This window comes from Brevibacillus daliensis (assembly GCF_021245735.1).
Taxonomy (GTDB): Bacteria; Bacillota; Bacilli; order Brevibacillales; family Brevibacillaceae; genus Brevibacillus_B; species Brevibacillus_B daliensis.
On sequence record NZ_JAJISB010000036.1, the window covers coordinates 21,126 to 47,414 of the forward strand.

General features: G+C 41.4%; 23 protein-coding genes. 6 read left to right on the plus strand and 17 right to left on the minus strand.

Annotated features, from left to right (window positions below):
• Positions 1-380 precede the first annotated feature (380 nt).
• Complete coding sequence (gene ilvD / locus LM917_RS20375; RefSeq protein ID WP_232699552.1) at positions 381-2,057, plus strand: dihydroxy-acid dehydratase; 1,677 nt, start codon at positions 381-383, stop codon at positions 2,055-2,057.
• Positions 2,058-2,266: 209 nt separating this feature from the next.
• Positions 2,267-2,929 (plus strand): tRNA (guanosine(46)-N7)-methyltransferase TrmB, encoded by a 663-nt coding sequence (gene trmB, locus LM917_RS20380; RefSeq protein ID WP_232699553.1) that lies wholly within the window; start codon positions 2,267-2,269, stop codon positions 2,927-2,929.
• A 664-nt stretch (positions 2,930-3,593) separates the two neighbouring features.
• Here trmB and LM917_RS20385 read toward each other — a convergent pair.
• From LM917_RS20385 to LM917_RS20410, 6 genes are all read right to left on the minus strand, one after another.
• Positions 3,594-3,929, minus strand: a complete 336-nt coding sequence (locus LM917_RS20385) for a hypothetical protein (RefSeq protein WP_232699554.1) — start codon at positions 3,927-3,929, stop codon at positions 3,594-3,596.
• 212 nt (positions 3,930-4,141) lie between these two features.
• Positions 4,142-6,682 (minus strand): transglycosylase domain-containing protein, encoded by a 2,541-nt coding sequence (locus LM917_RS20390; RefSeq protein ID WP_232699555.1) that lies wholly within the window; start codon positions 6,680-6,682, stop codon positions 4,142-4,144.
• Positions 6,683-7,159: 477 nt separating this feature from the next.
• Entirely contained in the window at positions 7,160-8,068 is a 909-nt protein-coding gene (locus LM917_RS20395) for an EamA family transporter (protein ID WP_373688813.1), read from the minus strand.
• 261 nt (positions 8,069-8,329) lie between these two features.
• Positions 8,330-10,336: a transketolase gene (gene tkt, locus LM917_RS20400; protein WP_232699556.1), complete on the minus strand. Its 2,007-nt coding sequence runs from the start codon at positions 10,334-10,336 to the stop codon at positions 8,330-8,332.
• Between the two features lie 205 nt (positions 10,337-10,541).
• On the minus strand, positions 10,542-10,736 hold the full coding sequence (locus tag LM917_RS20405) for a YqgQ family protein (RefSeq protein ID WP_232699557.1): 195 nt from the start codon (positions 10,734-10,736) through the stop codon (positions 10,542-10,544).
• Positions 10,737-11,132 (minus strand): hypothetical protein, encoded by a 396-nt coding sequence (locus LM917_RS20410; protein ID WP_232699558.1) that lies wholly within the window; start codon positions 11,130-11,132, stop codon positions 10,737-10,739.
• A 160-nt stretch (positions 11,133-11,292) separates the two neighbouring features.
• On the opposite strand from LM917_RS20410, the gene LM917_RS20415 reads away from it, so the two are divergent.
• Complete coding sequence (locus LM917_RS20415) at positions 11,293-12,483, plus strand: MFS transporter (RefSeq protein WP_232699559.1); 1,191 nt, start codon at positions 11,293-11,295, stop codon at positions 12,481-12,483.
• Positions 12,484-12,596: 113 nt separating this feature from the next.
• Here LM917_RS20415 and LM917_RS20420 read toward each other — a convergent pair whose 3' ends face one another.
• Entirely contained in the window at positions 12,597-13,433 is an 837-nt protein-coding gene (locus tag LM917_RS20420; protein WP_232699560.1) for a stalk domain-containing protein, read from the minus strand.
• A gap of 187 nt (positions 13,434-13,620) precedes the next feature.
• Here LM917_RS20420 and LM917_RS20425 point away from each other — a divergent pair, with 187 nt between their 5' ends.
• Positions 13,621-14,394 (plus strand): DUF3050 domain-containing protein, encoded by a 774-nt coding sequence (locus LM917_RS20425; RefSeq protein WP_232699561.1) that lies wholly within the window; start codon positions 13,621-13,623, stop codon positions 14,392-14,394.
• A 118-nt stretch (positions 14,395-14,512) separates the two neighbouring features.
• Here LM917_RS20425 and LM917_RS20430 read toward each other — a convergent pair whose 3' ends face one another.
• The 5 genes from LM917_RS20430 to LM917_RS20450 all read right to left on the minus strand — a co-directional run bounded on the left by LM917_RS20430 (position 14,513) and on the right by LM917_RS20450 (position 17,977).
• Positions 14,513-15,190 (minus strand): hypothetical protein, encoded by a 678-nt coding sequence (locus tag LM917_RS20430; protein WP_232699562.1) that lies wholly within the window; start codon positions 15,188-15,190, stop codon positions 14,513-14,515.
• On the minus strand, positions 15,187-15,333 hold the full coding sequence (locus LM917_RS20435; protein WP_232699563.1) for a hypothetical protein: 147 nt from the start codon (positions 15,331-15,333) through the stop codon (positions 15,187-15,189). The genes LM917_RS20430 and LM917_RS20435 overlap by 4 nt, the downstream gene beginning before the upstream one ends.
• 263 nt (positions 15,334-15,596) lie before the next feature.
• Positions 15,597-16,235 carry a YitT family protein gene (locus LM917_RS20440; RefSeq protein WP_232699564.1) on the minus strand — a complete coding sequence of 213 codons (639 nt, stop codon included), beginning with the start codon at positions 16,233-16,235 and terminating at the stop codon, positions 15,597-15,599.
• Positions 16,236-16,574: 339 nt separating this feature from the next.
• Positions 16,575-17,522 carry an AEC family transporter gene (locus LM917_RS20445; protein ID WP_232699565.1) on the minus strand — a complete coding sequence of 316 codons (948 nt, stop codon included), beginning with the start codon at positions 17,520-17,522 and terminating at the stop codon, positions 16,575-16,577.
• Positions 17,523-17,563: 41 nt separating this feature from the next.
• Entirely contained in the window at positions 17,564-17,977 is a 414-nt protein-coding gene (locus LM917_RS20450) for a hypothetical protein (RefSeq protein WP_232699566.1), read from the minus strand.
• Between the two features lie 223 nt (positions 17,978-18,200).
• Between LM917_RS20450 and LM917_RS20455 the strand changes: the two genes are divergently transcribed.
• Positions 18,201-19,340 carry an FUSC family protein gene (locus tag LM917_RS20455; RefSeq protein WP_232699567.1) on the plus strand — a complete coding sequence of 380 codons (1,140 nt, stop codon included), beginning with the start codon at positions 18,201-18,203 and terminating at the stop codon, positions 19,338-19,340.
• A 98-nt stretch (positions 19,341-19,438) separates the two neighbouring features.
• Here the strand turns inward: LM917_RS20455 and LM917_RS20460 are convergent, their stop codons facing one another.
• The 5 genes from LM917_RS20460 to hppD all read right to left on the minus strand — a co-directional run bounded on the left by LM917_RS20460 (position 19,439) and on the right by hppD (position 25,253).
• Complete coding sequence (locus LM917_RS20460) at positions 19,439-19,582, minus strand: hypothetical protein (protein WP_232699568.1); 144 nt, start codon at positions 19,580-19,582, stop codon at positions 19,439-19,441.
• 230 nt (positions 19,583-19,812) lie between these two features.
• Complete coding sequence (locus tag LM917_RS20465) at positions 19,813-20,646, minus strand: inositol monophosphatase family protein (protein ID WP_232699569.1); 834 nt, start codon at positions 20,644-20,646, stop codon at positions 19,813-19,815.
• 333 nt (positions 20,647-20,979) lie between these two features.
• Positions 20,980-21,192 carry a CstA-like transporter-associated (seleno)protein gene (locus LM917_RS20470; protein ID WP_232699570.1) on the minus strand — a complete coding sequence of 71 codons (213 nt, stop codon included), beginning with the start codon at positions 21,190-21,192 and terminating at the stop codon, positions 20,980-20,982.
• The gene (locus LM917_RS20475; RefSeq protein ID WP_232699615.1) at positions 21,189-23,255 is read right to left on the minus strand and encodes a carbon starvation CstA family protein; all 2,067 of its coding nucleotides are present in this window, start codon (positions 23,253-23,255) and stop codon (positions 21,189-21,191) included. Before LM917_RS20475 ends, LM917_RS20470 begins: the two co-directional genes overlap by 4 nt.
• Before the next feature lie 906 nt (positions 23,256-24,161).
• Positions 24,162-25,253, minus strand: coding sequence for a 4-hydroxyphenylpyruvate dioxygenase (gene hppD / locus LM917_RS20480; protein ID WP_232699571.1), 1,092 nt, complete (start codon positions 25,251-25,253; stop codon positions 24,162-24,164).
• A gap of 274 nt (positions 25,254-25,527) precedes the next feature.
• Between hppD and LM917_RS20485 the strand changes: the two genes are divergently transcribed.
• Complete coding sequence (locus LM917_RS20485) at positions 25,528-26,223, plus strand: class I SAM-dependent methyltransferase (protein ID WP_232699572.1); 696 nt, start codon at positions 25,528-25,530, stop codon at positions 26,221-26,223.
• Positions 26,224-26,289 lie beyond the last annotated feature (66 nt).

Consider the following 26,289-nt stretch of genomic DNA (forward strand, 5'->3'; position numbering starts at 1 on the left):
GCATGACTGAATTATTTTTCAATTCCGTGTATATTCATTGCTTTTCTACATCAAAGCGTCTATGCATTCCGTTATTACTGGGTTTAACTAATAAAGCTATTGTATTTTTATACATAAATTATCATATTTATTCTTTTTGTTGCTAATTGTTTTTGTTCATTTCTTTTCATTTTTTCACCTTATTTATTCTTCATTTCTCTACCTTTTTACTCTAGTTTTCATTATTATTTGCAAAGCGAACGAATGTTCAGATCATTTCGCTTGTTTCAATCTTCTAGATAATGCTACAATATAAAAATATTGATGAATACTAGGCTTACTCGCCTTTTTACCAGAATCGGTATACACCTAAAGAATAGAGTATTGGAGGAGAGAGAAACATGAACAAAAGAAGAAGTGACATGATCAAAAAAGGTTTTGACCGTGCTCCCCATCGTAGCTTGCTGCGTGCTGCTGGAGTAAAAGAAGAGGATTTTGACAAACCGTTCATTGCGATCTGTAATAGTTATATAGATATTATCCCGGGACACGTGCATTTGCAGGAGTTCGGGAAGATTGTAAAGGAAGCTGTCCGTGAAGCTGGCGGTGTTCCATTCGAGTTCAATACAATCGGTGTTGACGATGGAATTGCGATGGGACACATCGGCATGCGCTATTCTCTACCAAGCCGTGAAATAATCGCTGACAGCTTGGAAACCGTAGTAGCTGCCCACTGGTTCGATGGTATGATCTGTATTCCTAACTGTGACAAAATCACTCCTGGTATGATCATGGGTGCGCTTCGTGTGAATATCCCTACTGTTTTTGTTACGGGTGGCCCGATGAAAGCGGGTAAAACAAGTGATGGCCGCTCCATTTCCCTCTCGTCTGTATTTGAAGGCGTAGGAGCTCATCAAGCTGGACTCATCAATGATTCCCAGCTACAAGAGCTTGAACAGTATGGTTGTCCTACATGCGGTTCCTGTTCCGGTATGTTTACAGCTAACTCAATGAACTGTCTGGCAGAAGCACTTGGTATTGCTATGCCTGGTAACGGTACAATCCTGGCTACTGCGCCTGAACGTATTGATTTGGTTAGAAAAAGTGCTTCTACGCTAATGAACCTGATTGATCGTAACATCAACATCCGAGATATCGTTACACTGGAAGCATTAGATGATGCTTTTGCATTGGATATGGCGATGGGTGGATCAACCAATACTGTACTCCATACACTTGCACTGGCTCATGAAGCAGGTTTTGAGTATCCAATTGAACGTATTAATCAAGTGGCAGAGCGAACTCCACATTTGTGTAAGCTAGCTCCTGCTTCTGATTACCATATTGAAGATTGCCACAATGCGGGTGGCGTTTCCTCTATCCTTAAAGAATTAATGAAACGAGAAGGCATCTTGCACCCTGATCGCATCACAGTTACGGGTAAAACATTGCGTGAAAATGTAGCAGAATCCGAAATCACTGGTGAACAAGTAATTCGCAGTCTGGATAACCCATATAGTGAACGTGGAGGACTTGCTGTTCTATTTGGTAACCTTGCACCTGAAGGCTCTATTATCAAAACGGGTGCGGTAGACAGCTCCATTAAAAAGCACGAAGGTCCTGCTATCTGCTTTGAATCCCAAGAGGAAGCTCTTGAGGGAATTGCAACCGGCAAGGTGAAGGAAGGTCACGTAGTTGTCATTCGCTACGAAGGACCAAAAGGTGGTCCTGGTATGCCAGAAATGCTAGCTCCTACTTCACAGATCGTCGGTATGGGACTTGGAACTAAGGTAGCATTGATTACAGACGGACGCTTCTCTGGAGCTTCTCGTGGTATCAGTATTGGGCACGTTTCTCCAGAAGCTGCAGAAGCAGGTCCAATTGCCTTTATCGAGGATGGCGACATCATCACGGTAGACATGGAAGGAAGATCCATTCACCTGCATGTATCTGATGAAGAAATGGTTAAACGACGCGAAGGCTGGAAAGGTTTTGAGCCTAAGGTTAAAACAGGCTACCTTGCTCGCTACTCCAAGATGGTAACCAACGCTAGCATGGGTGGTATTTTAAAAATCTAGTGTTTCATACAAAAGAAGGCGAGAGGATAATGATTCCTCTCGCCTTTTCATTTTTTATTGTTCACTGTTCATTTTTCATTGTTCATTGCCCCTCCAATCCTGCTCCCAGTAAAAATTGCTTGAATCCTTTTGCCAAGCATAATAAAGTAGAAGAGTTGAGCAAGAACAGCTTAGTAAGCAGCAAAAGATCGCAAGGAGGTTCATCATTCATGCGTTTACGCAATATTCCTGGTGCAGAGGACATGCTGCGCGAGTACCCTACCTACGTTTATCAGCCTCTTGAACATAAAGGAAAATGGAGAAATCTATTCGGTAACCAGAATCCAATTCATGTGGAGATTGGTAGCGGAAAAGGCCGTTTTATCAATACATTGGCTGCAAGACACCCAGAGATTAACTACATCGCAATCGAGTTAAAAGACGAGGTTCTTCTCCGTACAGCACAACGTACAGAGTATAAAGAGATCCCCAATCTGAAGCTGGTTCAATTTGATGCATCCAAGATTACTGAACTATTTGAGCAGAATGAATTGGACCGCATCTATCTTAATTTCAGTGATCCATGGCCGAAGACACGTCATGCAAAACGCCGCTTAACTCATTACACTTTTCTGAATAGTTATCGAGAAGTGCTTAAACCAACTGGAGAGATTCATCTTAAAACGGATAATGAATCCCTATTTGAATACTCTCTCAATCAATTTGCTAATGAACATTTCCAATTACGTAATATTACCTTCAATTTGCATCAATCCAAGCAAGCTGAGAACAATGTTATGACTGAGTATGAGGAAAAATTTTCGAATCGTGGTCAACAAATTTTCCGAACAGAGGCGGGTTGCAGCTTTAATCCAGTTGAATCTGCCAACTAGTTATTACTCATTGTTGTGCAAAAAAAATGTGAAGCCTGTATCGAAAGATTATCTTGTAATCGTGGATACAGGCTTTTTTCTTTTACTCTCTGTTATTTGATTACGGATGGACACTCCTACTGTAGGCGAGACAACCAGCTTCTCTTCACATTTCGCTAAAAGTCTTCGTCTCCAGGGTATTACACTGTCCACTTCGCACAATTCACTCTAGGAAGCTCAGGGCAATGTATTAGAGTTCGATTCTCTCTCCCGATAAATAATGCTCCGCTGGGTCGGGCTTCGCCCAGACCCTCTGTGTGAAAAGAGAGCTGGTTTTTCATGTTTTTGGTTTTGGGGTTGCTTGTGCTTTTCCACTAAAGCCCTTTGCAGAAGAAGCACATTTATTGTCAAAAACATTTAAGGTCCGACTAAGCTACTGGGCAAAGAGTGTGGAATCAAAAGTGCAACCTATGAGATACTACGTAGCATTTTCACCCTTTTGCACTTTCCACATTCTTTACCCAGTAGCGGACAGTCCCAGCATCCTTGCTGGACCTTAACGAGTGTGCAGACAAAAAATGTGCTTCTTCTGCAAGCCCACTACAGTAGTGGTTATAAGAAAACAAAAAAAGGGATGACTGCGACGCTCTTTATTCGAGAACGTTGCAACCATCCCTTATTCATTTTATTCTTCCAGTTGTGGTACTTCTTTTTCTTCTGGGTGCCATTGATCCAGCACTTTTCCTTGTAATACACGACCTTCAATAAAGGTAATCTGGTTCACAGAAAAACCTTCTTTCCATTCCAGTTGCAATTCTTCAGCCAGCTTTACCACAGTGAGCAACTCTGACCATGCAACATAGCGTTTATACCAGAAAAATTGCGGTTGCTCGTTCATATATGGATAAAGGTTATCAAACTCGGTATGCTTACAGTCCAGCGCTCTTTCAAAATGAACTTTGGCTTTTTCCAATTTTTCCTGAAAGAAAGTTTGTAAATCCTGTTTCTCTACTGCAGACATGTTGATTCCCCCCCATTTAACATTTCAAGCTTTTTTCATAACCATCGTTGGTTATTAAATTGTTACTATTAGTGTACCACTTCCGACTCATTGTGGAAATACTCTGAGGTTACGGAAAATTGACCTTCAACACTTTTGCTTACTCTTCTCCAGACACCTTAATGGAGAGGAAAACACCCACCTATTCCAGTGAGTGTTTTCCCTTAAGCGATTTATCCATTTTGGTTAGGATCTGTTACTCCGCCAGGAACCGGTATGTCTGCTGGAGGTTGGGTGTTGTTCAGAGGATTTCCCTGTTCTTGCCCACTTCCGTTTCCATTACTGTTCCCGTTCCCGTTCCCGTTTCCATTTCCGTTACTATTTCCATTTCCATTTCCATTTCCGTTGCCGTTACCATTACTATTACTATTCCCATTGCCATTATCAACAGGTGGTTGTTCCTGGTTTCCGGAATTGGAATCAGAACCACCATTATCGCCATCAGAGTTACCGTTACCCGGCTCCATATTTTCACCGTTTCGCAACAGTTCTTCTAGCTGTTTTGTATCCACATGTTCAATGTTGGATGGCGATCCTGGATTACCTTCTTCGTCATATGGCAAGACATAATACTGATAGAGGATCCCATCTTTTACAGTATCCACGAATATTTGATCTTTCTGCTTAGACGCAACAATTTGAGCACTGCTAGGATCATCCAGGAAGCGGAATACATCATACCCAGATACTTTCTCATTTGAATCAGACCATGTTAACAATACTTTTGGCTGATCACCTTCCAATGTTAGCTGGGCTTTCAATGTAGGAGCTGTTAGATTACTTGTCACTTCTTCTGGTTCCTCTTTTGGTTTATTTGCTCCAGATGGCGGTATGAATTCCATCGGCTCCACATTTTTGAGTGCCTCTTTCATTACGTTGCTAAATAGTCTAGCCGGCTTATCACTGCCATCGCGCATTACATGCTGCTCATCCTCTTTCGGGAAGCCCATCCAGACTGCACTCACATAATTAGGGGTGTAGCCTACGAACCAGGAATCTTTGTTTCCTTTCTCACTTACATTGGATTGAGTCGTCCCCGTCTTACCTGCTACAGGCCAGTTACTTATTCTAGCTGCTTTACCAGTACCACTTCCAACGGCGTTTTCCAGCATGTTGTGCATTTCCCAAGCTGCCTCAGGAGAGATTACATTTTTCTCTTTTACTGTTCTCGCCGCTTCTGTACCATCACGCATATCTACAATTTTAACAATCGAGTGTGCTTCTGAAACAACACCTCCGTTTGCAAACGCTGTGTATGCTTGCGCCATACGGAGCGGAGATGTACCTTTTCTTAATCCACCAAGAGCGATTGCTAAATTGCGATCATCCTTATCAAGCGTAATTCCGAACTCCTTGATATATTTCAATGAATTATCAATTCCTATTTCGTTCAACAACCAGACAGCTGGGATATTTAATGAATTCTCAACAGCATCTTCCATCCGCACTGTATTAGAATAACGGTTATTCCAGTTACGTGGTTCATAGTCCCCGAATTTCTGACGTTCGTTACTCAAACGTGAACGTTCATTCCATTTATTTATATCCATATCAATCGCTGGTGCAAAAACGGCCAACGGTTTAAAAGAAGAACCTGGTTGATGCAGACTGAGCGCATTATTCCAGCCTTTAGTAGTGTAATTACGTCCACCCATCATACCAGCGACACCACCTGTTTTGGCATCCATCACTACCATACCAGCTTCAACTTTATGGTTTGGTCCATCTTTCGGGAAGTTTTTCGTGTCCTTAAACTCTTCACTCATTGCATTTTGGACATCTGCATCTAGCGTTGTATAGATTTTATATCCGCCTGTATACAGTTCATTCTCGGTGATTCCATATACAGCTTCCGCTTCATCCATCAGATAGTCAATGAATGCTTGGTAATCGCTCGTTCCAATTGACTTTTTCTGATTTTCCGGTGATGGTAGTGGTTCCTGTTGAGCTTTTTCTTTCTCTTCTACATTAATGAACTCCTGCTCTGCCATCAGACGTAGAATGGTGTCACGACGCTCTTTCGATTTTTCCGGATTATTGAACGGTGAATAATTAGAAGGTGCTTTTGGAATCGCAGCTAATGTTGCAATTTGGGCTGTGGATAACTTAGTAAGATCCTCTTCGCCAAAATATAGTTTAGATGCTGCTTTTACCCCGTACGCACCGTGACCTAAATATATTTTATTCAGGTACATCTCCATAATTTGTTCTTTACTGTACTTGTTCTCCAAATGGATGGCGATACTCGCTTCCTTCGTTTTACGCCAAAATGTCTTTTCGTGAGAGAGAAAAACGTTTTTTGCGAGCTGTTGTGTAATAGTACTTGCACCTTCCACGGCTGCACCTGCCTTGATATCCGCAATAATTGCGCCACCAATACGAACAAAATCTACTCCGTTATGTTCAAAAAATCGTCTGTCTTCCGTTGCGACAAAAGCGTTAACCATTGTATCAGGTATTTTGTCTATGGTGACATATTCACCCTTTTCAAATACATGCAAACGGTCTAATTCTTTGCCCTTAATATCATAAATTTTAGTTGCTTCCAACTTCATGTCATTCAATTTGTTCAGATCGGTCATCTGTGCCCCGGCATAAAGAAGACCGAAATATCCACCAACTACAGCCAGAATGAGAAAGATGATAAACCCCGCGATTATCAATCCCCATTTGCTCACTTGCTTTTTCTTCTTTTTCTTTTTGGCTACTGCCATATCTTACCTCCAGATTTCTTTCCTCTCTCCACATTTTTAGACGATTGAGTCACAAAAAAGTTTCTTTGAAGGAGTATTGACACACACATCTACATTATTACTACCCTGAGTAATAAATGATGAATACGAGAGGTGATACATTCCCGTTAAAAATATGCACAACTCCTTTATCCATAATAGTACAAACTGACTTCAGTGTACCAAACAAATCCTGGCAACTGGTGTTCTTGTTTTTTTCAGAAATCTTGCTTATACAAAGAAAAAAGGCCGGGTTCATCTCTTTTCCAGAGAATAAACAAGCCTATTTCATGGCATTATATTCACTTTTATCTTCTTGAACATCAAAGTGAACAATCTTGCTTCTCTCATAATGTTTCCATCGATCTATCATGAATCTATCAGCTAAATATGATCAATTTATCATGAGATAATCTGCTTCAAATTGATTTCACCTTACAACCTAATACATTTGTTTGCTTATACTTTGGAAGAGACTGTCTTTCTGCGCGATGGTTGCTGACTTCTAAAACGTAACTGCGGAAGCATAATCCCCAACAGAATAATGATGATTCCAATCCATCTCAACCAGGATACTTGTTCCTGCAACACTATTACTGATGCTACCACTGCAGCCGGTAGTTCAGCAGCCCCAAGAATTGTACCAAGCCCCGTGCCAATCTTTGGCACACCAACGGCGAAAAAGACAACAGGAATAATCGTTCCAAGTAAGGCAAGCGCACCGCCATACTTCCATAATCCTCCTACAATCGTTCCCTCTCCAATAAACGTAGGTGGAAACACCATAAATACGATCAACATGGCTGTTCCAACCATCGTCAAACTCTTCGTGAAGACAGGTACATCCACACCTACTCGTCCGCTGATAAAAATGTAGGAAGCGAAAGTTACAGCAGATATTAGTCCATAAATAATACCTGCTGTAGAGAAGCTACCAAGCGATTCTTCAAACAAGCCCCCGGCGAACAATGTTCCCACTATCAATACAGCAATAGCGAATACTTTCTCCTTACTTGGGAAGCGTCTATCTGCAATGGCTTCTAGCAAAATCCCAATCCAGGTAAATTGGAAAATCAGCAGAACAGAAATGGAGGCTGGCAATTCCCGTACTGCCAAGTTGTAAAAAATTGACGTTCCGCTAAGCATAACCCCTCCAATTAATAATTGTCTGATGGATTTTACCGCCACTTTTTTTCGATTGAAAATAAGCGTTAATACTACCAGGATAAGGAATCCAAAAATAAATTGAGAAGCCACCAATTCACCTACCTGATAGCCCTCCTTCATACCTAACTTCATGATTGTAGCAAGGCTACCATAACTACATGCAGCCACGAATACAAGCATGGAGTAAAATAACGTGTTCACTTTATCTCTCTCCTTTTTCTCGCTATATCCGAATAATTAACAAGCAAAAGCCCCCATCCATAATCTGATGGGGGCGAACGAAAGAAAGGAATCGTAGTCCTTTGGAAAATTCCGCCATTGTTCTCTCTACAAACCTAACACTTGTACAGAACAATTTCATGCTTACTGTACTAATTCTAATGAAGAAGCTTCCACTTTGTCAAATGGAAACCGGGCCCTTCCTATTGGAAAAGCCCGGCTTTCTTTGTTATATATCGTCAATTATTTTACAAGTTTTTTCGCTTGTTCTACTACGTTCTCTACAGAGAAACCATATTCTTTCATCAATAGATCACCAGGAGCAGAAGCACCAAACGTATGGATTGCTACTACAGCACCTTGATCTCCTGTGTAACGTTCCCAACCTAGTGGGTTCGCCATTTCAACACCTAGGCGAGCTTTTACAGTAGGAGGGATTACGCTGTCACGATATTCTTTGGATTGACGCTCGAACAGGTTCCAGCTTGGCATGCTGACTACGCGAGTCGGGATACCTTCTGCTTCCAGTTTTTCACGTGCATCCATGCACAGGTGTACTTCAGAACCACTAGCCAACAGAAGAAGTTGAGGTTCGCCATTGGAAGCGTCTTTTAGTACATATGCACCTTTTGCAAAGCCTTCTTCGCCAAGATCTTTTGTTTCTTGGTAGATAGGAAGGTTTTGACGAGTTAGTACCAATAGTACCGGTTCTTTTTTACTTTCTACTGCATAGCTCCAAGCCAGGTTGGTTTCGTGAGCATCAGCAGGACGAAGAACTGTCAAACCAGGCATTGCGCGGAATGCTGGAAGTTGTTCAATTGGCTCATGCGTAGGTCCATCTTCCCCTACTGCGATAGAGTCATGTGTGAATACAAATGTTGCAGGAAGTTGCATCAAAGCAGACATACGTACTGCTGGACGCACATAGTCGGAGAATACGAAGAATGTACCACCGTATGCTTTTACGCCACCATGCAGCATCATACCGTTAAGCGCAGCACCCATAGCGAATTCACGAACACCGAACCACAAGTTGCGGCCTTCATAAGATCCTGGTAGGAAATCTCCAGCACCTTTAATCAAAGTATTGTTAGAGCCAGCTAGGTCAGCAGAACCACCGATTAGGGTAGGAATACGCTTAGCAAGACCGTTGATTGCATTACCGGAAGCCGCACGCGTTGCGATTTTGCTACCGATTTCATATTGAGGAAGATCAGCTTTATAATCTTCAGGAAGATCACCACTGATTGCCAGTTTAAATTGAGCAGCTAGTTCAGGATGAGCTTTTTCATACGCAGCCAATTGTTCTTTCCAAGCTGCTTCTTTTGCTTGTCCTTCTTCAACCAGCTTCGCAAAGAAGTCTTTCACATCTTGTGGTACGTGGAATTCTTCATGACCCCACTCGTACGCTTGTTTAGTCAATGTAATTTCGTCAGCACCTAGTGGAGAACCATGGCTCGCACTTTTCCCACCTTTATTTGGTGAACCAAAACCGATTGTTGTTTTCACTTCAATCAAAGTTGGACGCTCTAGGTCAGTTTTCGCTTCAGCAAGTGCTTTTTCGATTGCTACAAGGTCAGTACCATCTTCTACACGGATATATTGCCAGCCATATGCTTTGTAACGATCAGCTACATTCTCAGAGAAAGATTGTTTCAAATCGCCATCCAAACTAATGTCATTGGAATCATACAGTACAACCAGTTTGCCCAGTTTCAAATGACCAGCAAGTGAAGATGTTTCAGAAGTAACACCTTCCATCATGTCACCGTCTCCGCAGATGACATATGTAAAGTGATTAATCATTTCAAAATTGTTTTTGTTATATGTAGCAGCCATGTGTTTTTCAGCCATAGCCATACCAGTAGCCATTGCAATTCCTTGTCCCAGAGGACCAGAGGTAGCATCTACACCTGGAGTATGACCAAACTCAGGGTGACCAGGAGTTTTGCTTCCCCATTGACGGAAGTTTTTCAAATCATCAATGGTCACTCCATAATCCATCAGGTGCAGGATTGAGTACAACAACATAGATCCATGACCTGCTGCTAAAACAAAACGGTCACGATCAATCCAGGAAGGGTTTTTCGGATTTACTTTCATAAAGCGGCTCCATAGTACGTGAGCCATCGGAGCAGCTCCCATTGGCATACCAGGATGTCCGGATTTCGCCTTTTCGATTGCATCGATGGAAAGGGTACGAATCGTATTAACCGCTAACTGATCTACTTGCGTTGCTTGCATTGTCATTAATATTTCCCCCCTACAAGTAATTGCAGTGTGATTATATCATAGGTATTACCTATCACAAACAAGTTTCGCATAAAATGATGGGATATTCTATGAACGTTTGTACACAAAAAATGTGAGCGTTTTCATAGTTTTTATCCTTATCATTATACGGACCCTTTATCCCATATAGTTTTATACTTAGGTGATAGTAATATATCTGCCATTATTTGAAAAGTTCTTTTCTCTTTTCAATTGCATTCATAACGACTGAAAATTCCTCTTTATCAATTACCTTGGCCTTTAATAAATCTCGAACTTCATCCTCAATTAACAGCCAGTCTCCCTCAGGATCTCCTGTATAGATCATAATATTGAAGCGTCGCAAAAAATCTTTCAGGTTAAACTCTCCCACACTCATCTATATCCCTCCCAGGTCAGATTCAATCTGTCGACATACCTGTTCAAAATTAAATTCAACCAAAAAACCTTTTATGACAATCATTTTTGCCTGAGGGCAAATAGACTGCCACTTTTCCTGGTTCTCCTCTGTCACGCCAACCAGATAAATGGGGATGCTTTGCAATTGAGTTGAAGAAGCTATAGCTTGAAGTATTATTTCTATTGTATCAGGTTGATTTTCCACATTGATAACCAGAACAGTGCGATCAATCTGCCCCTCTTGTAGCTCTGTTTCTATTCTCTCCAGTGTGCTTACGGTAGGTACCATTGCAATCAACTGTGGAAAGTAGTCCAATAGTTCATCCAGCCAATGTTCTTCTTCCCAAGCTAGATAAAAAATCATGTTATTCATCATCAATTTCCTACTCCTTTTTGCCATCCATAACAGGCATTTTACTATTATACCACGTCATCTGCATACTGGCTTACCTTCGTGTCTTGACTTCTTTTGTGACAATGCGTAGTGTTGAAAAATATACAATAATTATCGAAACAATGGGAAAGAGGGCTTTTTTGTGCAAAAGAAACATCTCTTGCTACTATTCCTGATCAGCTTTTTGATGATGCTTGGCTTTGGGATTATCATCCCTATCCTTCCATTCTTCGTAACGAATCTCGGGGCAACAGCAACAGAATTGGGTATCTTATCAGCTAGTTACAATGTCATGCAATTATTATTTGCTCCTGTATGGGGGAGACTTTCAGATAAATATGGTCGTAAGCCATTCATCTTGCTTGCTCTAGCCGGTTTCTCCATCACGTTTATCCTGTTTGGATTATCAACTACCTATACAGAATTGCTCATTTATCGTGTGCTTGGTGGAATTACTTCTGCCGCAGGAATTCCTACCCTCACAGCGATGATAGCCGATCTTTATCCTGCTCGGGAACGGGCAAAAGGAATGGGGGTTATCGGAGCAGGTATTGGACTTAGCTTTGTTTTTGGTCCTGCGATCGGTGGTATCCTGGGTGAATACAGCTTATCCCTACCGTTCCTTGTGTCAGGTACATTAGCTTTGGTAACCTTTCTCGTTGCTATTTTTTTCTTACCCGAAAGCTTACCGAAAGAAAACCGAATATTGCAACTGCCAAATCAGCACAAAAACTCCTCAGTTGGGGTTATCTTTGGCGATCTAGGCTTGTTATATCAGGTGCTTTTCATTACCTCGCTCGCTTTTGCTGGAATGGAAACCGTGTTTGCTTTATACATTAAGGATCTATACGGACTTACTGCTAAGGATATGGGCTACATGTTCCTCATCATGGGTATTGTCTCCGTTGCTCTTCAAGGTGGCTTCATCGGCAAGCTGGTCAAACGATTCGGAGAGTCCACTTTACTGGCAACGGGCATTCTTCTTTATGTAGCTGGTTTTATTTGTGTGATGCTATCATCAACATTTCTGCAGTTTGCCCTTACGCTTTGTCTCTTTGGAATCGGACAAGGTCTGATGCGGACGACCAACACTGCAATGATTTCCCAACGAACAAATACTGGGCAGGGAGTCACTTCAGGTAACATGACCTCCATGGATACATTAGGTCGTATTGCTGGTCCTGTAGTAGCAGGTTGGTTGTATGGTATCTCATTTAATCTGCCATTTATGTTTAGTGGTTTCCTTAGTCTTTTGCTATTCGGGATGTATGTGATTCGTGCTCGTACACTTCCTGAAATCGTTCACGATGATAAATCTCATCCCGAACACTAAATGTATAAAGACATAACGAGAGCCATTCAGTGTTTTTGTATAAGATACTGAATGGCTCTTGTTTTTATTTGGTTTGTTGAAATGCTGTTTTCAATGTTTCCAGCACCGAACGTTTACTTCAAATTATATTTTGATGTTTCTGTCTTTTCGAAAAGAGGTTTACCTGTTTCTGCATCCAGGAAGTTGACTGCTGGATATTTAGCAGAATCCACTTTTACGACCAAGAAAGGATGGCTGATCACCATTGGGTACATTTTATTTGGATCAGGTGTAGTCTGTTTTACATAGACTGTTAGCCCTCCAGTGCTTACATCTGTTTTGAAGATTTCCAGACCATATCCTGGATTAGGGGCATCACCATGCGCCAAAACATACATATTATTCAGCTTGTGAACGCCGCTATCTTTCTTCACCTTTGCAATGAATTCTTGTTCTTCCGTACTTAATGAACTGAGGTCGGGGAGTTGGAGCTCATTTCCTACACCATTAGGCTGTGGTTTAAGAGTATTGTTACTATCAATAGATATCATGCTCGTCTTCGCATCCCAGGAAACGGTGTTATTTAATTGTTCCAACGTCCAGCGAAGTGGAACATATACTTTTTCGTTATGAATAATGGCGCCTTGCTTCACGGGCACCTCTTTTCCATCAATCATAATTTTTGATTGATTTACCTGAAAGGTGATTACTTTACCATTTGCAGCAAGCTCATACTTCCCTGTCTTATTCGTAATTTGACCATTCACTACCTTAGCAATATCATCTAGGGCTATCAAGTTATGGTCTTGAATCACCAGCAGAGGGGTTGCCAAACTGGTCTCCTTCTCATTAACAACTAATTGGGAAGAGCCTACCTTAATCTGTCCTTCTGCCATAGCAGGAATGGCAGAGGTGAGAAGGGCTACCCCAATACATACGGCTATAGCTTTTTTCTGTACCTTCTTACTCATAAAAATCTCATCCCTTTCATTTTTGGTATCATTATCTGTTTGACTCATCTTTTTACAGAAATGTTTCATTTTTTTACACCATTCTGGTAATTGTTGAAACAGCTGATATTCATCACTTATTTGTGAGATAATAATGAATAATTGTCAATATTGTTTCAATACCTCATATCCGGTAAGGAGTGGTACCATGTCTAGTCAAGCATCGTTTGAACGTGTAGCAGCCATCCGTGAGCAATTACTTAAACATCCGGTATCTACTGCCATGCAAACCCCAGAATCAGTGAAAATCTTCATGGAGCATCATGTTTTTGCCGTTTGGGATTTCATGAGTCTCCTAAAGCGTCTGCAAATAGACATTACTTATGTGCGGGTGCCTTGGGTACCAGTATCCCACGCCTCTTATGCCCGATTTGTCAATGAAATCGTACTCGGTGAAGAAACAGATGAAGATGGAGAAGGCGGCTTCATCAGCCATTTTGAGCTGTATCTGCAAGCAATGAAAGAAGTAGGTGCCGATACGACCAGAATTGAACGATTTATCGATGCCATCAGTAATGGAGTAAGTGTGGATGATGCCTTGCTCTCCTGTGAAGCCCCACCTAGTGTAGAGCGATTCGTTAAACATACGATGTATTTGGCAGAATACGGACAAACCCATCAGGTATGTGCTGCCTTTTTCTTTGGACGTGAGGATATCATCCCTGATATGTTTCAGGTGTTGGTGGACGAGCTAACTAGCAAAGGCGAGACTTCCTCTCGCTTGGTCTATTACTTACAACGTCACATTGAATTAGATGGAGATGAACATGGTCCACTAGCCGAAAAGTTGCTCAGTTCCCTCTGTGGAGAAGATAGCGTAAAGCATGAAGAAGCAGGGGAAACCGCCGCGATGTCCCTTCAAATGCGCATCGGACTGTGGGATGGTGTTTTAGAAGAGATGAGGCTGCGCCAATTGTCGTAGGAGAATTACCTTCTCATTCATGTCACAAAAAAACCAGCTCCTAACGTACACACCACGTACGCTGAGAGCTGGTTTTGCTATCATAATTGGATGAAGATACATCCAATTTCAGAGCTTGCTATGAGTTTTTTCGAATCTTTTCCAGCCTTTTCTCTTCTCGTTGTTCTTTGGTTATTTTTGGACAGCTATAGCAGTAATTACATGTGTCAAAACGCAGGTATGCTTGACAGCAGCTTGCTTTTCTTCTCATTTTTTCACCAGGCTTAAGAGGGTCATCAAGCCAGGTGAATCGGATTAAGAATGGATTTCTTGTTCTGCCAAATACCTCTGCTGAAATCTCATCTCGTAACAGATCTAGACATTCTAATAACGTCTGCCGCTCCTCTTCGCTATCTGCCTCTCGTAGCAGTCGATCATGTACGTTATACATCCGCGTTGCAATCTGACCCCATAACTGACCATTTGGCAAACCAGCAGACTGGGCAGCTGATTGAAGAAGAGGTGTAATGATTTCGGAGTAAAACTGTATTAATGCTTCTTTTCTCCAGCTATTAACCTGCTCTTCCTCTACATAAGGACACTCTTCCATCGTTATTTCATCAAGTACAAAAATAAGGGGTATTTTCTTATCCGCTCTTGTCACATAAAGGCTAATGGTATCCACTGTAACTTGCAACTTCATTCGGTGCATCAGTGCATACTGATAAGCTATACAAAAGAGCCCCAAAAAAGAGCTGAAATAAGTACCAGAAATACGTTTTTCCCTTCCTTCTAACCATTCACAATAGTCAGTCACAAATTGTCCATTTTCTCTTTTTCAAGCAGTTCAGAAGCAGAAAAAATTGCCAAGAGAGAAGGGTGTTTTTCTTCAATATCCCTCTTCGTCATAACATGTAGTTGTTCTGTCCATTGATTTTTTATCTTAGGAATAGCGTTCACACTCACACCACCTATTTACCAAAATTCCAAGCTTCATCATAAGAAAAACATCTATCGAAGTCTTTCGATGAAGCTGGTTCTTCTTTAAGGTTGTTTTTCATGCGTATAAGGAAGTGAAGCCCAGAAGATTATACTTTCTTATACAATCAAAAAGAGCTCGTTAGCAAGATATGCACGAAGCGTGCACCCACTAACGAGCTCTTACCCTGCTGCAATTGTCAATACAGTCTGGAAGCGACCGTCTGGTGGTCAGCCTTCTCAAATTATACAGCACTGTGCGCCAGTTTTCCTTGTTTCTCTGCTTTTTCCGTTTTCGTTCCGAATTCACACGTCCATGTAACAACTTTGCCGGCAATCAAGACAGCGAACAGCGTGTACATAACTTGTGGAACTGGTAAGAAGAATAAAGAAAGTCCAAGGACGACAACATCAAATATTATTAAAATGGTTCCTACAGACAATCCAGTCCATTTACTCAACCATAAAGATAATACATCGTCACCGCCAGTAGCTCCGCCGTATTTCAGTACTATACCCAGTCCAAGACCAGTAAGTAATCCAGATATAACGACCGCAAGCATCATAGCGTTACTAAAATCGAAGACAAGTGGCGAGAATCGCTCGCACAGCTCATAAAAAAAGGAAAATGATATTGCTGCAATTACTGTGTTTACCAAGAATTTTCTTCCCATAATCAACATTGCAACAACCAAGATTGGAATGTCTAAAGCTAACATCGTTACAGACGGTGACCAATCAAATACGTATTTCCCTAAAAGTGACAACCCTACAAATCCACCTTCAACCAAATCGTTCTGGAAGTTAATGTGATAGTAGGTAAAGGCTAATAAAAAAGCTCCAAGTAAAATCATGAAGGTTTGTTGGTACGGTTTCGTCCTCATTGAGGTTTCCCCTTTTCGCAGTTAGTAATCTCCCTCACTAACTACGAAGCAGGTCCTGTTCGGATCGCCTTTTTGCATAAAGCATCTCTCTTTCTTTTCGTAGTTAGTGTCGTTCAAACAGTAAGTGACTTGAACTATCTAAACTGCGACGCTACGTATAAGAGAGATCATACCGTTTCCAAATCGTCCTTCGCGGTAACATCACATATCCGATCCTTTCATTGTAGAGTTACTTCTTTATTGTACCATACACAGGGGGGAGTGAATCAACCAGCTTTACTACTTAGGTGAAAATTTCCATCTTCATCTCTTCTTTTTATTCAGAAAAATGACAATAAACTAACTGAAAACAATATAATTACCAAGCATAACAACAAATGGAATTGTGATTAAACTTATTATTGTCGAGAATACCGTTGCTGCTACCCCTAAATTTTCATCTGCTGCATATTTGGCAAACATGATGGAGGCAAGTGTGATGGTCGGCATAGCAGACATAATTAATGTTACTTGTGCGATCTCAAGTGGTAATTGTAACAGAAGCAGAGTAGTTGCTACTGCAAGTGGATAAATCATCAGCTTAACGATCTGCGCCACACTTATGATAGGAAATATGTAAGAGGGCATTTTTTTCTGACCGAGCAATTGCGGAATGAGAATCCCAATATATAGCATGGCTAGTGGAGCTGCTAGCGATGACAACATCGCTGTCAGTGACTTCACAAGTACAGGTGGCTGATAACCGGTCCATGCTAATACAAGACCCACTACAATAGCGATCATCGGGATATTAACGACAGAGCGCAGCTGCTTCCATGAGAACTTGCCACCTCCTTGCAAAACAAATACACCTACAGTCCAGATAACCAAATCAAGTCCGGCATCATAAATAGCAGCCAGCAACCCTCCCAGTGGTCCAAACAGGGCTGCACATAGCGGTAGACCAATAAATCCGGTATTCCCCAACCCTGCAATAAAGGTAAACTCTTTTCTTTTTAGTACCGGAATACGAAAAATAATGGCAAACAAGTAGGCTAATAGCATTCCTGCACAATTTAGTGCCACAGAAACCAAAATAGTAAGAAATATATAGGATAACAGTTTCCCGTCTTGCGGAGATTGAAAAACACCATTTAAGATGATACAAGGTACGGCAACGTTTAAAATAATGGATATTAATAATTGGCGCGCTTCTATCGTTACCTTCATAGAACGCCCGATCATGGCTCCTATTCCAAGCACACACGCCATAATGCCTATCGACGAAAACAATGGTGCGAACGACACGTCAAACGCCCTCCACTTATGAAATTGCCCATATTTATTGGTTATTGCCTAGTCTCTTTTTCCAAAAGCACCCATTGGAAGAATGCATTATCTTTTAACTCACAGCTTTGTAATAAATCACCTATGAGAGGGATCGCTTTTTCTATGGGAATGGCCCACTCTGCTGGAATGTGGATCTGTTCACCTTCTGTTGTTAAGGAAACACTTCCAATTTCTTCTAGAAAACTTGCAGTCAACACATAATGAGCTTGATCATTGGCGTTTTCTTTCCATTGTATCAAGACATATCCGTTATCTCCTCCTGATACAACAAAATCCAGATAGTGTTCGTACGCCGCATGAACCAGTGTCTTGCTCTGCCCATCCAGACTGGCTATCTCTCGCAATACTTCGTGCCATGCTACTTTTGTACGTTCTTCATTTGCTGCATCTGTAAACAGGCGCCAGTCGTTCATTCATCTCATCTCCCTTATCTATCTGTCTGCATTGTATCACAGTACAAACATTTCAAATAATGAAAACTCTACTTCAGTGCAAAGGAAACATCTTTAAGATACATGGCATTATTGTGAAAAAAATTACATTATCGAAAATCTGTCATAATTTATCCTGATTAAACTCTATCCGATCGTTTACCATGAAGTTGTAAACCATCAAGATTCTAAGGAGGTGAGTTCCATGGTGAAGCGCAGTTTGCGATGGTGCGCTCGCTTTGGTCTCACATTTCATGTGTGTAAAATAGTCCTAGCGTCAGGTGTTTCCTGGTTCCTAGCTTCTATGCTGTTTGGTAACGAATTTGCTTATTTTGCACCACTTTCAACCGTTCTGGTGATGCAATTAACTATTGTTGATACTCTCGAAAAAGGGATATATCGTGTAGTAGGAATTATTGGGGGAGTATTATCAAGCCTGATTATCCTACCACTTTTTGATAATTCGTTATTGGGATTAATCCTGGTGCTCCTGCTTGGTATGAGTACCGCCACAGCTATAGGGCTTAATCCCCAGATCGTTTCTCAAATTGGAGTCAGCTCGGTAATGATTATGACCTTTCAACAGATGCAAGGGTATGCTACAGGCCGGATTTTGGAAACGATGATTGGAGCTATCGTAGCTGTCTTGATTCAAACCCTTATTCGTCCAGAAAACCATATGCCCATTACCATGAGGCTAAATAGCGATGTATGCAGTCGTCTGGCAAATTTGATATCCCAGCTTGCTTTATATTTTCCTACAATTGAAAACCGAACGACTCGTATGCATAATCCTTCTTCTTTACTTTCCTATGGTGCAGAGCTTAACGAGTCTTTAGTTCGAACGAAGAAAAGTTTAAAATACAACCTTTTTTATCGTAAAGATTGGCAAAAAGTGCAGATGCTAGAGATACAGGTTGCAACAATCCAGCGTATGGTAATCGGAGTAGGTAACCTTGTTTACTCCCTACCTGACGTAAAAAAACAAAACGTAGGAAGCAATGTCTCCGTGCTTATTATGGAGGCACTAACTAAAACGAGTGAATGTGTTGCTCTCTATGGTTCCTATCTGGAACAACCCACATCCAGAAAGCAAGATGATTTATTCTCAAAGCTACAGGTACTTAAACTTACTCTTGAAACCTTGTTCGCACATTGCGCCAAAGAGACTGATCTTGTTCGTCTCCGTGAGATAGGTAGTATTTTTTCTGATTTAGAACGAATCATTTCAGAAATTGAGCAGGGAAGCATTGCAACATCAAACTACCTGAATCAATCTCTACTTCCACCTACACCCAACACACAAGTCTCTTCAAAACAGAAATATCCCGCAGCTATCAAATAGCGCTGCGGGATTTTTTTCGGATTAGCTTGCTAGCATTTCTATCCGCAATCTTAATTGTGAAAGGTAAGCATGATCTTCTTGGTACCTACACAGGTATCTTAACAATCATCAAAACAATTAATAACCACCAATATAACGATAATCCATATGATGGTGCTGCCTCCGAAAAAGCCACCAAATCCACGACGACCGCATCCCATGTGCATTTCCTCCTTCTCTTTGATATCTAACTGGAGATGCATGGACTGACATACTCCTGCTAGTACCTTATGAGAGGAGCACACGAGACGATTGGATATTCGTTGATAGACTAGTCAAAAAGGCGTTTGTATCAAGTGTTTTGCCTAGTACATGTCCCGTAGACTCGTAACCTACTTCTATTTTTTTACAGATAGGAATTTATATAAATTCCTATCTGCATAAGTGCAACTAAGGCTTTATCTACGTCAGTGGCTTGGTAAAGCCAAGTTTTCTACTCATCTTTCACGGCTGATTCATTCAGAAACATATTACTTCGTATGTAGCCTTTAAGTTCCGCATAAAATGAAGGGTTACAACCCACCACACTGCTTTTTTCATTAAACGGTAATGGTTTTCCGCCCATGGACGTGACCTTGCCGCCTGCTTCTTCAATAATCAGTTTGCCTGCCCCAAAATCCCATGGGTTCAGCTGCAAGCTGACGTACCCATCCAGACGACCTGCTGCCACATAGGACAACTCCAATGCTGCACTTCCTAACAGACGCATGGCTCTCACTTTCCCTGCCAACTCTTTAAAGATAACATCGATCCCAAACTGTTCAGCTTTTTTATTCCAAAATAAACTTGTACATAGCAAGGCTTCTTCCAATTTCACCTCACGGGTGAGCTCCAATTTCCTGTCATTAAGGAATGCTCCCTTGCCTTTTATTGCATGAAAGAGCTCGTCACGCGATGGATCGTAGACGACGCCTACAGCTGCCTCTCCTTTGTGATAGACAGCAATCGATACGGAATAATTAATTTGTTGATGCACAAAGTTGGTTGTCCCATCAATCGGATCAATAATCCAAACGGTTTCAGCGTCTGACGGGTCTCCTTTAAATCGATTTTCTTCACCGATAATGCCATGGTCCGGATACTTTTTCAAAATCATATCTATTACCAACTGCTCCACTTCTTCATCAACGGCCGTAACTAGATCAGATGCAGAGGTTTTGTAGTTTACTTCATAGGGTTGATTCATTTTCTCCAAGCTTAATTTGCCGGCTGACTTGGCACATAAAATCGCTAAGTCTTTCCACTCTTCCAGTACTTTCGGTTGCACAGTATCGCCACCCAACCCAGACTTTTTTCTTTAGTTTATCACATTAGGCTCACCCGAGTGTAATACATTCCTGAACTTCTCAAAGATAGTCTCATGCTCAGATGTCCCTATCGATTATATTCATTCCTTACCATTCCCCTTACCCTATTCCATCTATGCTAAATAAAAAAACAAAAGTTTTTGAGAGACCCTTAGTTCTGGATAGAAATATACTCACGTAAAAAAGATAGATAAAACAGATTACCTCTGTCTTATCTATCCCGTATAAATGGTCCAAATTCCTGATAAGTAGAAAATCAAGTTAACACACTCGGCACTTTCCTTTTTGGTAAGTTAACAGCACCGATTAATGGTCCCGCTTTCATACCTGTTTTTCAGAGCGAACATATAATACTCTTTTTCTGACATAGGAAATTTACCGGGAGCTCCATGCGTACGGTACCAATGCTCAAGGTACCGATCATAATCGGGCATACCGAAAATAGTCTTAATGGCAGAGCTGACTTTTCTCCATTTTTTTCTGAACGCTCTTACTTTCCTTCTCATGCAAGCAAATCTCCCTCAGTACGTTTAGTAGGAATGAATGGTTCTTCCTTCAATTGATATTTTTTGCCTCGGGCAATTGAAATCCAAAGACGTATTCCATCAATCAAAATAGCGATGGTGATAATCATAAAGATTGCACAAACGATCGTGTTAATGATGTCGTTGTTAATCATCTTCTGTGCATCTTCAAGCGTCTTAGCGCCAGGCGGAAGTGCACCTGATGCCACAATATCCTTGAATTTTTGTGCATGTGACCAGAATCCAATTGCAGGATTATTAGAGAATATTTTTTGCCATGCGGCAGTTAATGTTGCAGAAGCAAGCCAGACCATTGGCATGATGGTAACCCAAGCATGCCGCGCTTTACCCATTTTTATAATCAGTGTGGTTGCTACTACGAAAGCAATAACGGCAAGCATTTGGTTTGCGATACCGAACATCGGCCAGAGCGTTTTAATTCCACCTAGTGGATCTACTACGCCTTGATACAAGAAGTATCCCCAACCAGCTGTAATAACTGCTGAACCAATCAGATTGCCAGGTAGATAATCGACACGCTTCATTTTCGGTATGATATTTCCAAGTAAGTCCTGTACCATAAACCTTCCTACACGTGTACCTGCATCTATCGTCGTTAATATGAATACCGCTTCAAAGAGTATGGCGAAGTGGTACCAGAAAGCCATAAATGTCTTTCCACCGAGAAATTCAGAGAAAATATGTGCCATCCCTAATGCAAAGGATGGGGCTCCACCCGTTCTGGATAAAATACTCTTTTCACCCACATCATTTGCTGTTTGCTGTAACATTTCAGGGGTAATTGTGAAACCCATGCTTGAGACAGCAGCAGCAGCAGCATTTACATCCGTTCCGATGACCGAGGCTGGCGAATTGACTGCAAAATAAAGTCCTGGCGTAAGTACACACGCTGCAATCATCGCCATGATAGCAACCATCGATTCAGTCAGCATCGCACCGTAACCAATTAATGGCGCATCGCCTTCTTTAATAATCATCTTAGGTGTAGTACCTGATGAAACTAAAGCATGGAATCCTGATATGGCTCCACACGCAATGGTAATAAACAGGAATGGGAAGAGATTACCTGTAAACACAGGACCCGTACCATCAATAAATTTGGTCAACGCTGGCATTTGTAGGTCTGGTAACGTAATGATAATACCTACTGCAAGAAGCATAATCGTACCAATTTTCAAGAAAGAGCTCAGATAATCCCGAGGTGCTAACAAGAACCAAACGGGTAATACCGAAGCAATAAATCCGTAGATAATAATCATGATGGCAAGTTCTGTACCTTTGAACGTAAACATTGGTCCATACACTGGAGAAGCTGCTACCGCTTGTCCCAAAACAAGAGAAGCAAGCAACAGTACAATTCCTATTATCGAGGCCTCTAACACTCTGCCTGGCCTGAAAAACCGCATATATAATCCCATAAAAATAGCAATAGGCAAGGTCATAAAGATCGTAAACGTAGCCCAAGGAGATTCTGCTAGAGCATTTACAACAACCAGTGCTAGTACAGCGATAAGAATGACCATGATAGCGAGGATACCGACCAGAGCCAGCGTCCCACCAATAGGGCCAATTTCTTCCTTGGCTATCTGCCCGAGACTTTTTCCGTTACGACGCATTGATCCAAATAAAATAATATAGTCCTGTACTGCACCACCCAACACAACGCCAACAATAATCCAGATGGTACCTGGCAAATATCCCATTTGGGCAGCTAGTGTAGGTCCTACCAGTGGACCTGCCCCCGCAATCGCCGCAAAGTGGTGACCATACAGTACCCATTTATTTGTGGGAACAAAGTCTTTACCATCATTGTTAATCTCAGCCGGGGTCGCTCTTTTGTTATTAAGCCCCAGGATTTTAAATGAGATAAAACGACTATAAAAACGATAACCAACCGCATATGTACATAATGCAGCTGTTAGTAACCAAAAAGAACTTACACTTTCACCCTTCGATAAAGCTAGAGCTCCAAATCCAAATGCACCCAATGCAGAAATAGCAGCCCAAATCAGGATCGACATCATCTTTCTGTTCACGAACGATTCACCTTCCTAGTAATGATAGATAAGGATAGATAAGGATAAGAAATTACTCTAAAATTGAATTTCACCTGAATTCATTTACTAATAATGTAAAGCTCTCTCTTATTCCTGCTCTCTCCTTTCTACTTACAACGTTTTTTGTGCATGACACGAATTAACAAATAAAAACTAAATAATCAGAAAATAATAAAAATGAATGGTTAGACTTATCTTACATTACTTTACTATTCTATGAAAGTGTTTTCTATTTTTTTGTAAAGCATAAAATCTCTAATGCAGTACTTACTTTTTGGGCATATATGATTTTAAAAGATCGTTTTCATCCTACTTCAGTGGAGAAAACCAGCTTCTCTTTTCATCCTTCGCTTAGGGTCTTCGCCCCGCAAGGGGATTGACTGTCCGCTCCCCATTATATATCGTGGAAGCTCAAAACGACGTATTCACTGTAAGACTTGCTTGGTCTCGCTTCTTTATCCCGATAAATAATGCTCCGCTGGGTCGGGCTTCGCCAAGACGCTAAGTATGAAAAGAGAAGCTGCTTTTACATGCTGTTTGTTTTGCTTGTATTTTTTTCCACTGCAGCCGTTAGCAGAAGAAGCACATTTTTTGTCCAGAACTATTTAAGGTCTTACCTAGCTACACTACAAAGAATGCGGATCAAAAAGTGCAACCCATGAGGTACTGCGTAGCACCCCCTCCTTTTGCACTTTCCGCATTCTTTGTAGTGTAGCGGACAGTCCCTCTACCTCGCTGGACCTTAACGAGTTCGCAGACAAAAAATGTGCTTCTTCTGCATACCCATTCTAAATCAGTTATAAAAAAGAAGAAAACCGCGCCTTTTCCTCTTGCTGTAAAGGACGATTTTCCTCTTTATATTAAAACTTGCTTTTACAGATTTCCGCGACGCTCTTGTTCCAGTTCTAGTGCAACAAACAAGGCTTTAAAGTTACCATTACCAAACCCACGACTTCCCTTGCGCTGAATGATTTCAAAGAAGAGGGTCGGACGGTCAACAACGGGTTTACTGAACAGTTGCAGCAGGTATCCTTCATCATCTCTGTCAACCAGAATGCCTAGCTCCTTCAACTTATCCATATCTTCGTCAATCTGTCCTACACGCTCTTTTAGCTCCTCATAATACGTGTCAGGAACGGAAAGGAAGTCAACACCGTTTGCTTTCAAATGGGCAACCGTTTTTACGATATCGTTTGTTAAAACAGCAATATGCTGAACGCCAGGGCCCTTGTTAAAATCGAGGTATTCTTCAATCTGTGATTTACGTTTTCCTTCTGCTGGTTCATTGATTGGGAACTTAATACGTCCTGTGCCGTTTTGCATTACTTTGGACATTAACGCAGAGTATTCTGTTGAGATGTCATCGTCGCTAAAGTTCTGAGAAGCGGTGAAGCCCATTACTTTTTCATAGAAGCCTACCCATTCATCCATCACTTCGACGTTACCCACAAGATGATCGATGCCAATTAAACCTGTTGATTCCGATTTTACTGAGCTTTCATAGCTTGTGAATCCTGGGAAGAAAGGCCCTGAATAATTTTTTCGTTCAATAAAGGAGTGAACGGTATCTCCATAGGTGGAAATGGTTGCTTTTTTGATGGTACCAAATTCATCGCTATATTCAGTCGGTTCCATCACAGAAACTGCACCACGAGAAATTGCTTCCTGGTAAGCCTTTTCACAGTCCTCCACGCGAAGGGCAATATCCTTTACTCCTTCTCCATGTAGCTTTACAAAGTCAGTAATTGGATGGTCAGGAGTTAGGGCACCCGTAAGTACCAGACGCACATGATTTTGTTTTAACACATAAGATACCTTGTCCCGGCTGCCTGTTTCTAATCCTGCGTATGCAACAGCCTCAAAACCAAATGCATGCGTGTAATAAAACATCGCTTGCTTCGCATTTCCAACATAAATTTCAATGTGGTCCCAGTCCTGAATCGGGAAAAAATCAGTTGTGCTCACAACATTCAACCTCCAGAAAATTTCAGAATTTTTACCCTTTTCTTGAGATTAATCGTTCTTATTTTTTCTCGCAAGAATCCTAACTAACGCATAAACGCTTTTATGCAGTAGGGGAATAACGCTGTAACTACGACTTTTGCCCCCTATTACACTCTGAAACAAGCTGATCCTACTTATGTCAATCCAAAGTGTTTGATAGACCGAAAATTTTGATAAAGTAAGTAGAAATACTTATTCTTCATGCGCTACCCGCATGGTAAGGAGGATGCTACAATTGGTATCAGAATGGAATAAACACGTGCAACAAGAGTGGGATATATTTGCATCAAATTGGCAAGAAAAAAGTGAAGAAATGTGGGAGAGAGGTAGTCGGAAAACAATCCTGCCATTGTTTACCAAGCTCCTGCCACCATCAGGGCAAGCTGTACTGGATGCCGGATGTGGGGCAGGATATGCAAGTCGTAAGCTGGCAAGACTTGGCTATCTAGTGGATGGACTTGATATTTCTGGTGAGATGGTTCAGTTGGCAAGAAAGGATTCAGCCGACATTCCACCATCTACATTACATTTTACGCAGGGAGACATTGCAGAGCTACCGTACTCCTCTGACCATTTTTCCGGGATCATTTCAATTAATGCCATGGAATTCTCCTCATCCCCGCTTCGAGTATTACGTGAGTTTTATCGTGTTTTACAGCCCGATGGTATACTACTATTAGCGGTACTTGGACCAACAGCGGGACCTCGTGCACATAGCTATCCACGGCTATATGATCAAATGGCAATCCAAAACACCATCATGCCTTGGGAAGCAAAACGTTTGGCTCACGAAATCGGATTTATTTTAACCAGTGAAGAACATGTATATAAAGATGGAGTCAAACAAGAGCTTGTTTCCACACTCTCGATCGAACTACAAGAATCTCTTACTTTTAACACATTATTAATGTTGAAAAAACCATTGCCGTAACCTTATCTACAGTCATCACTGATAGATATTAGAAAACTTGGCTTTGCCAAGCCTTTGGCGCAGGCA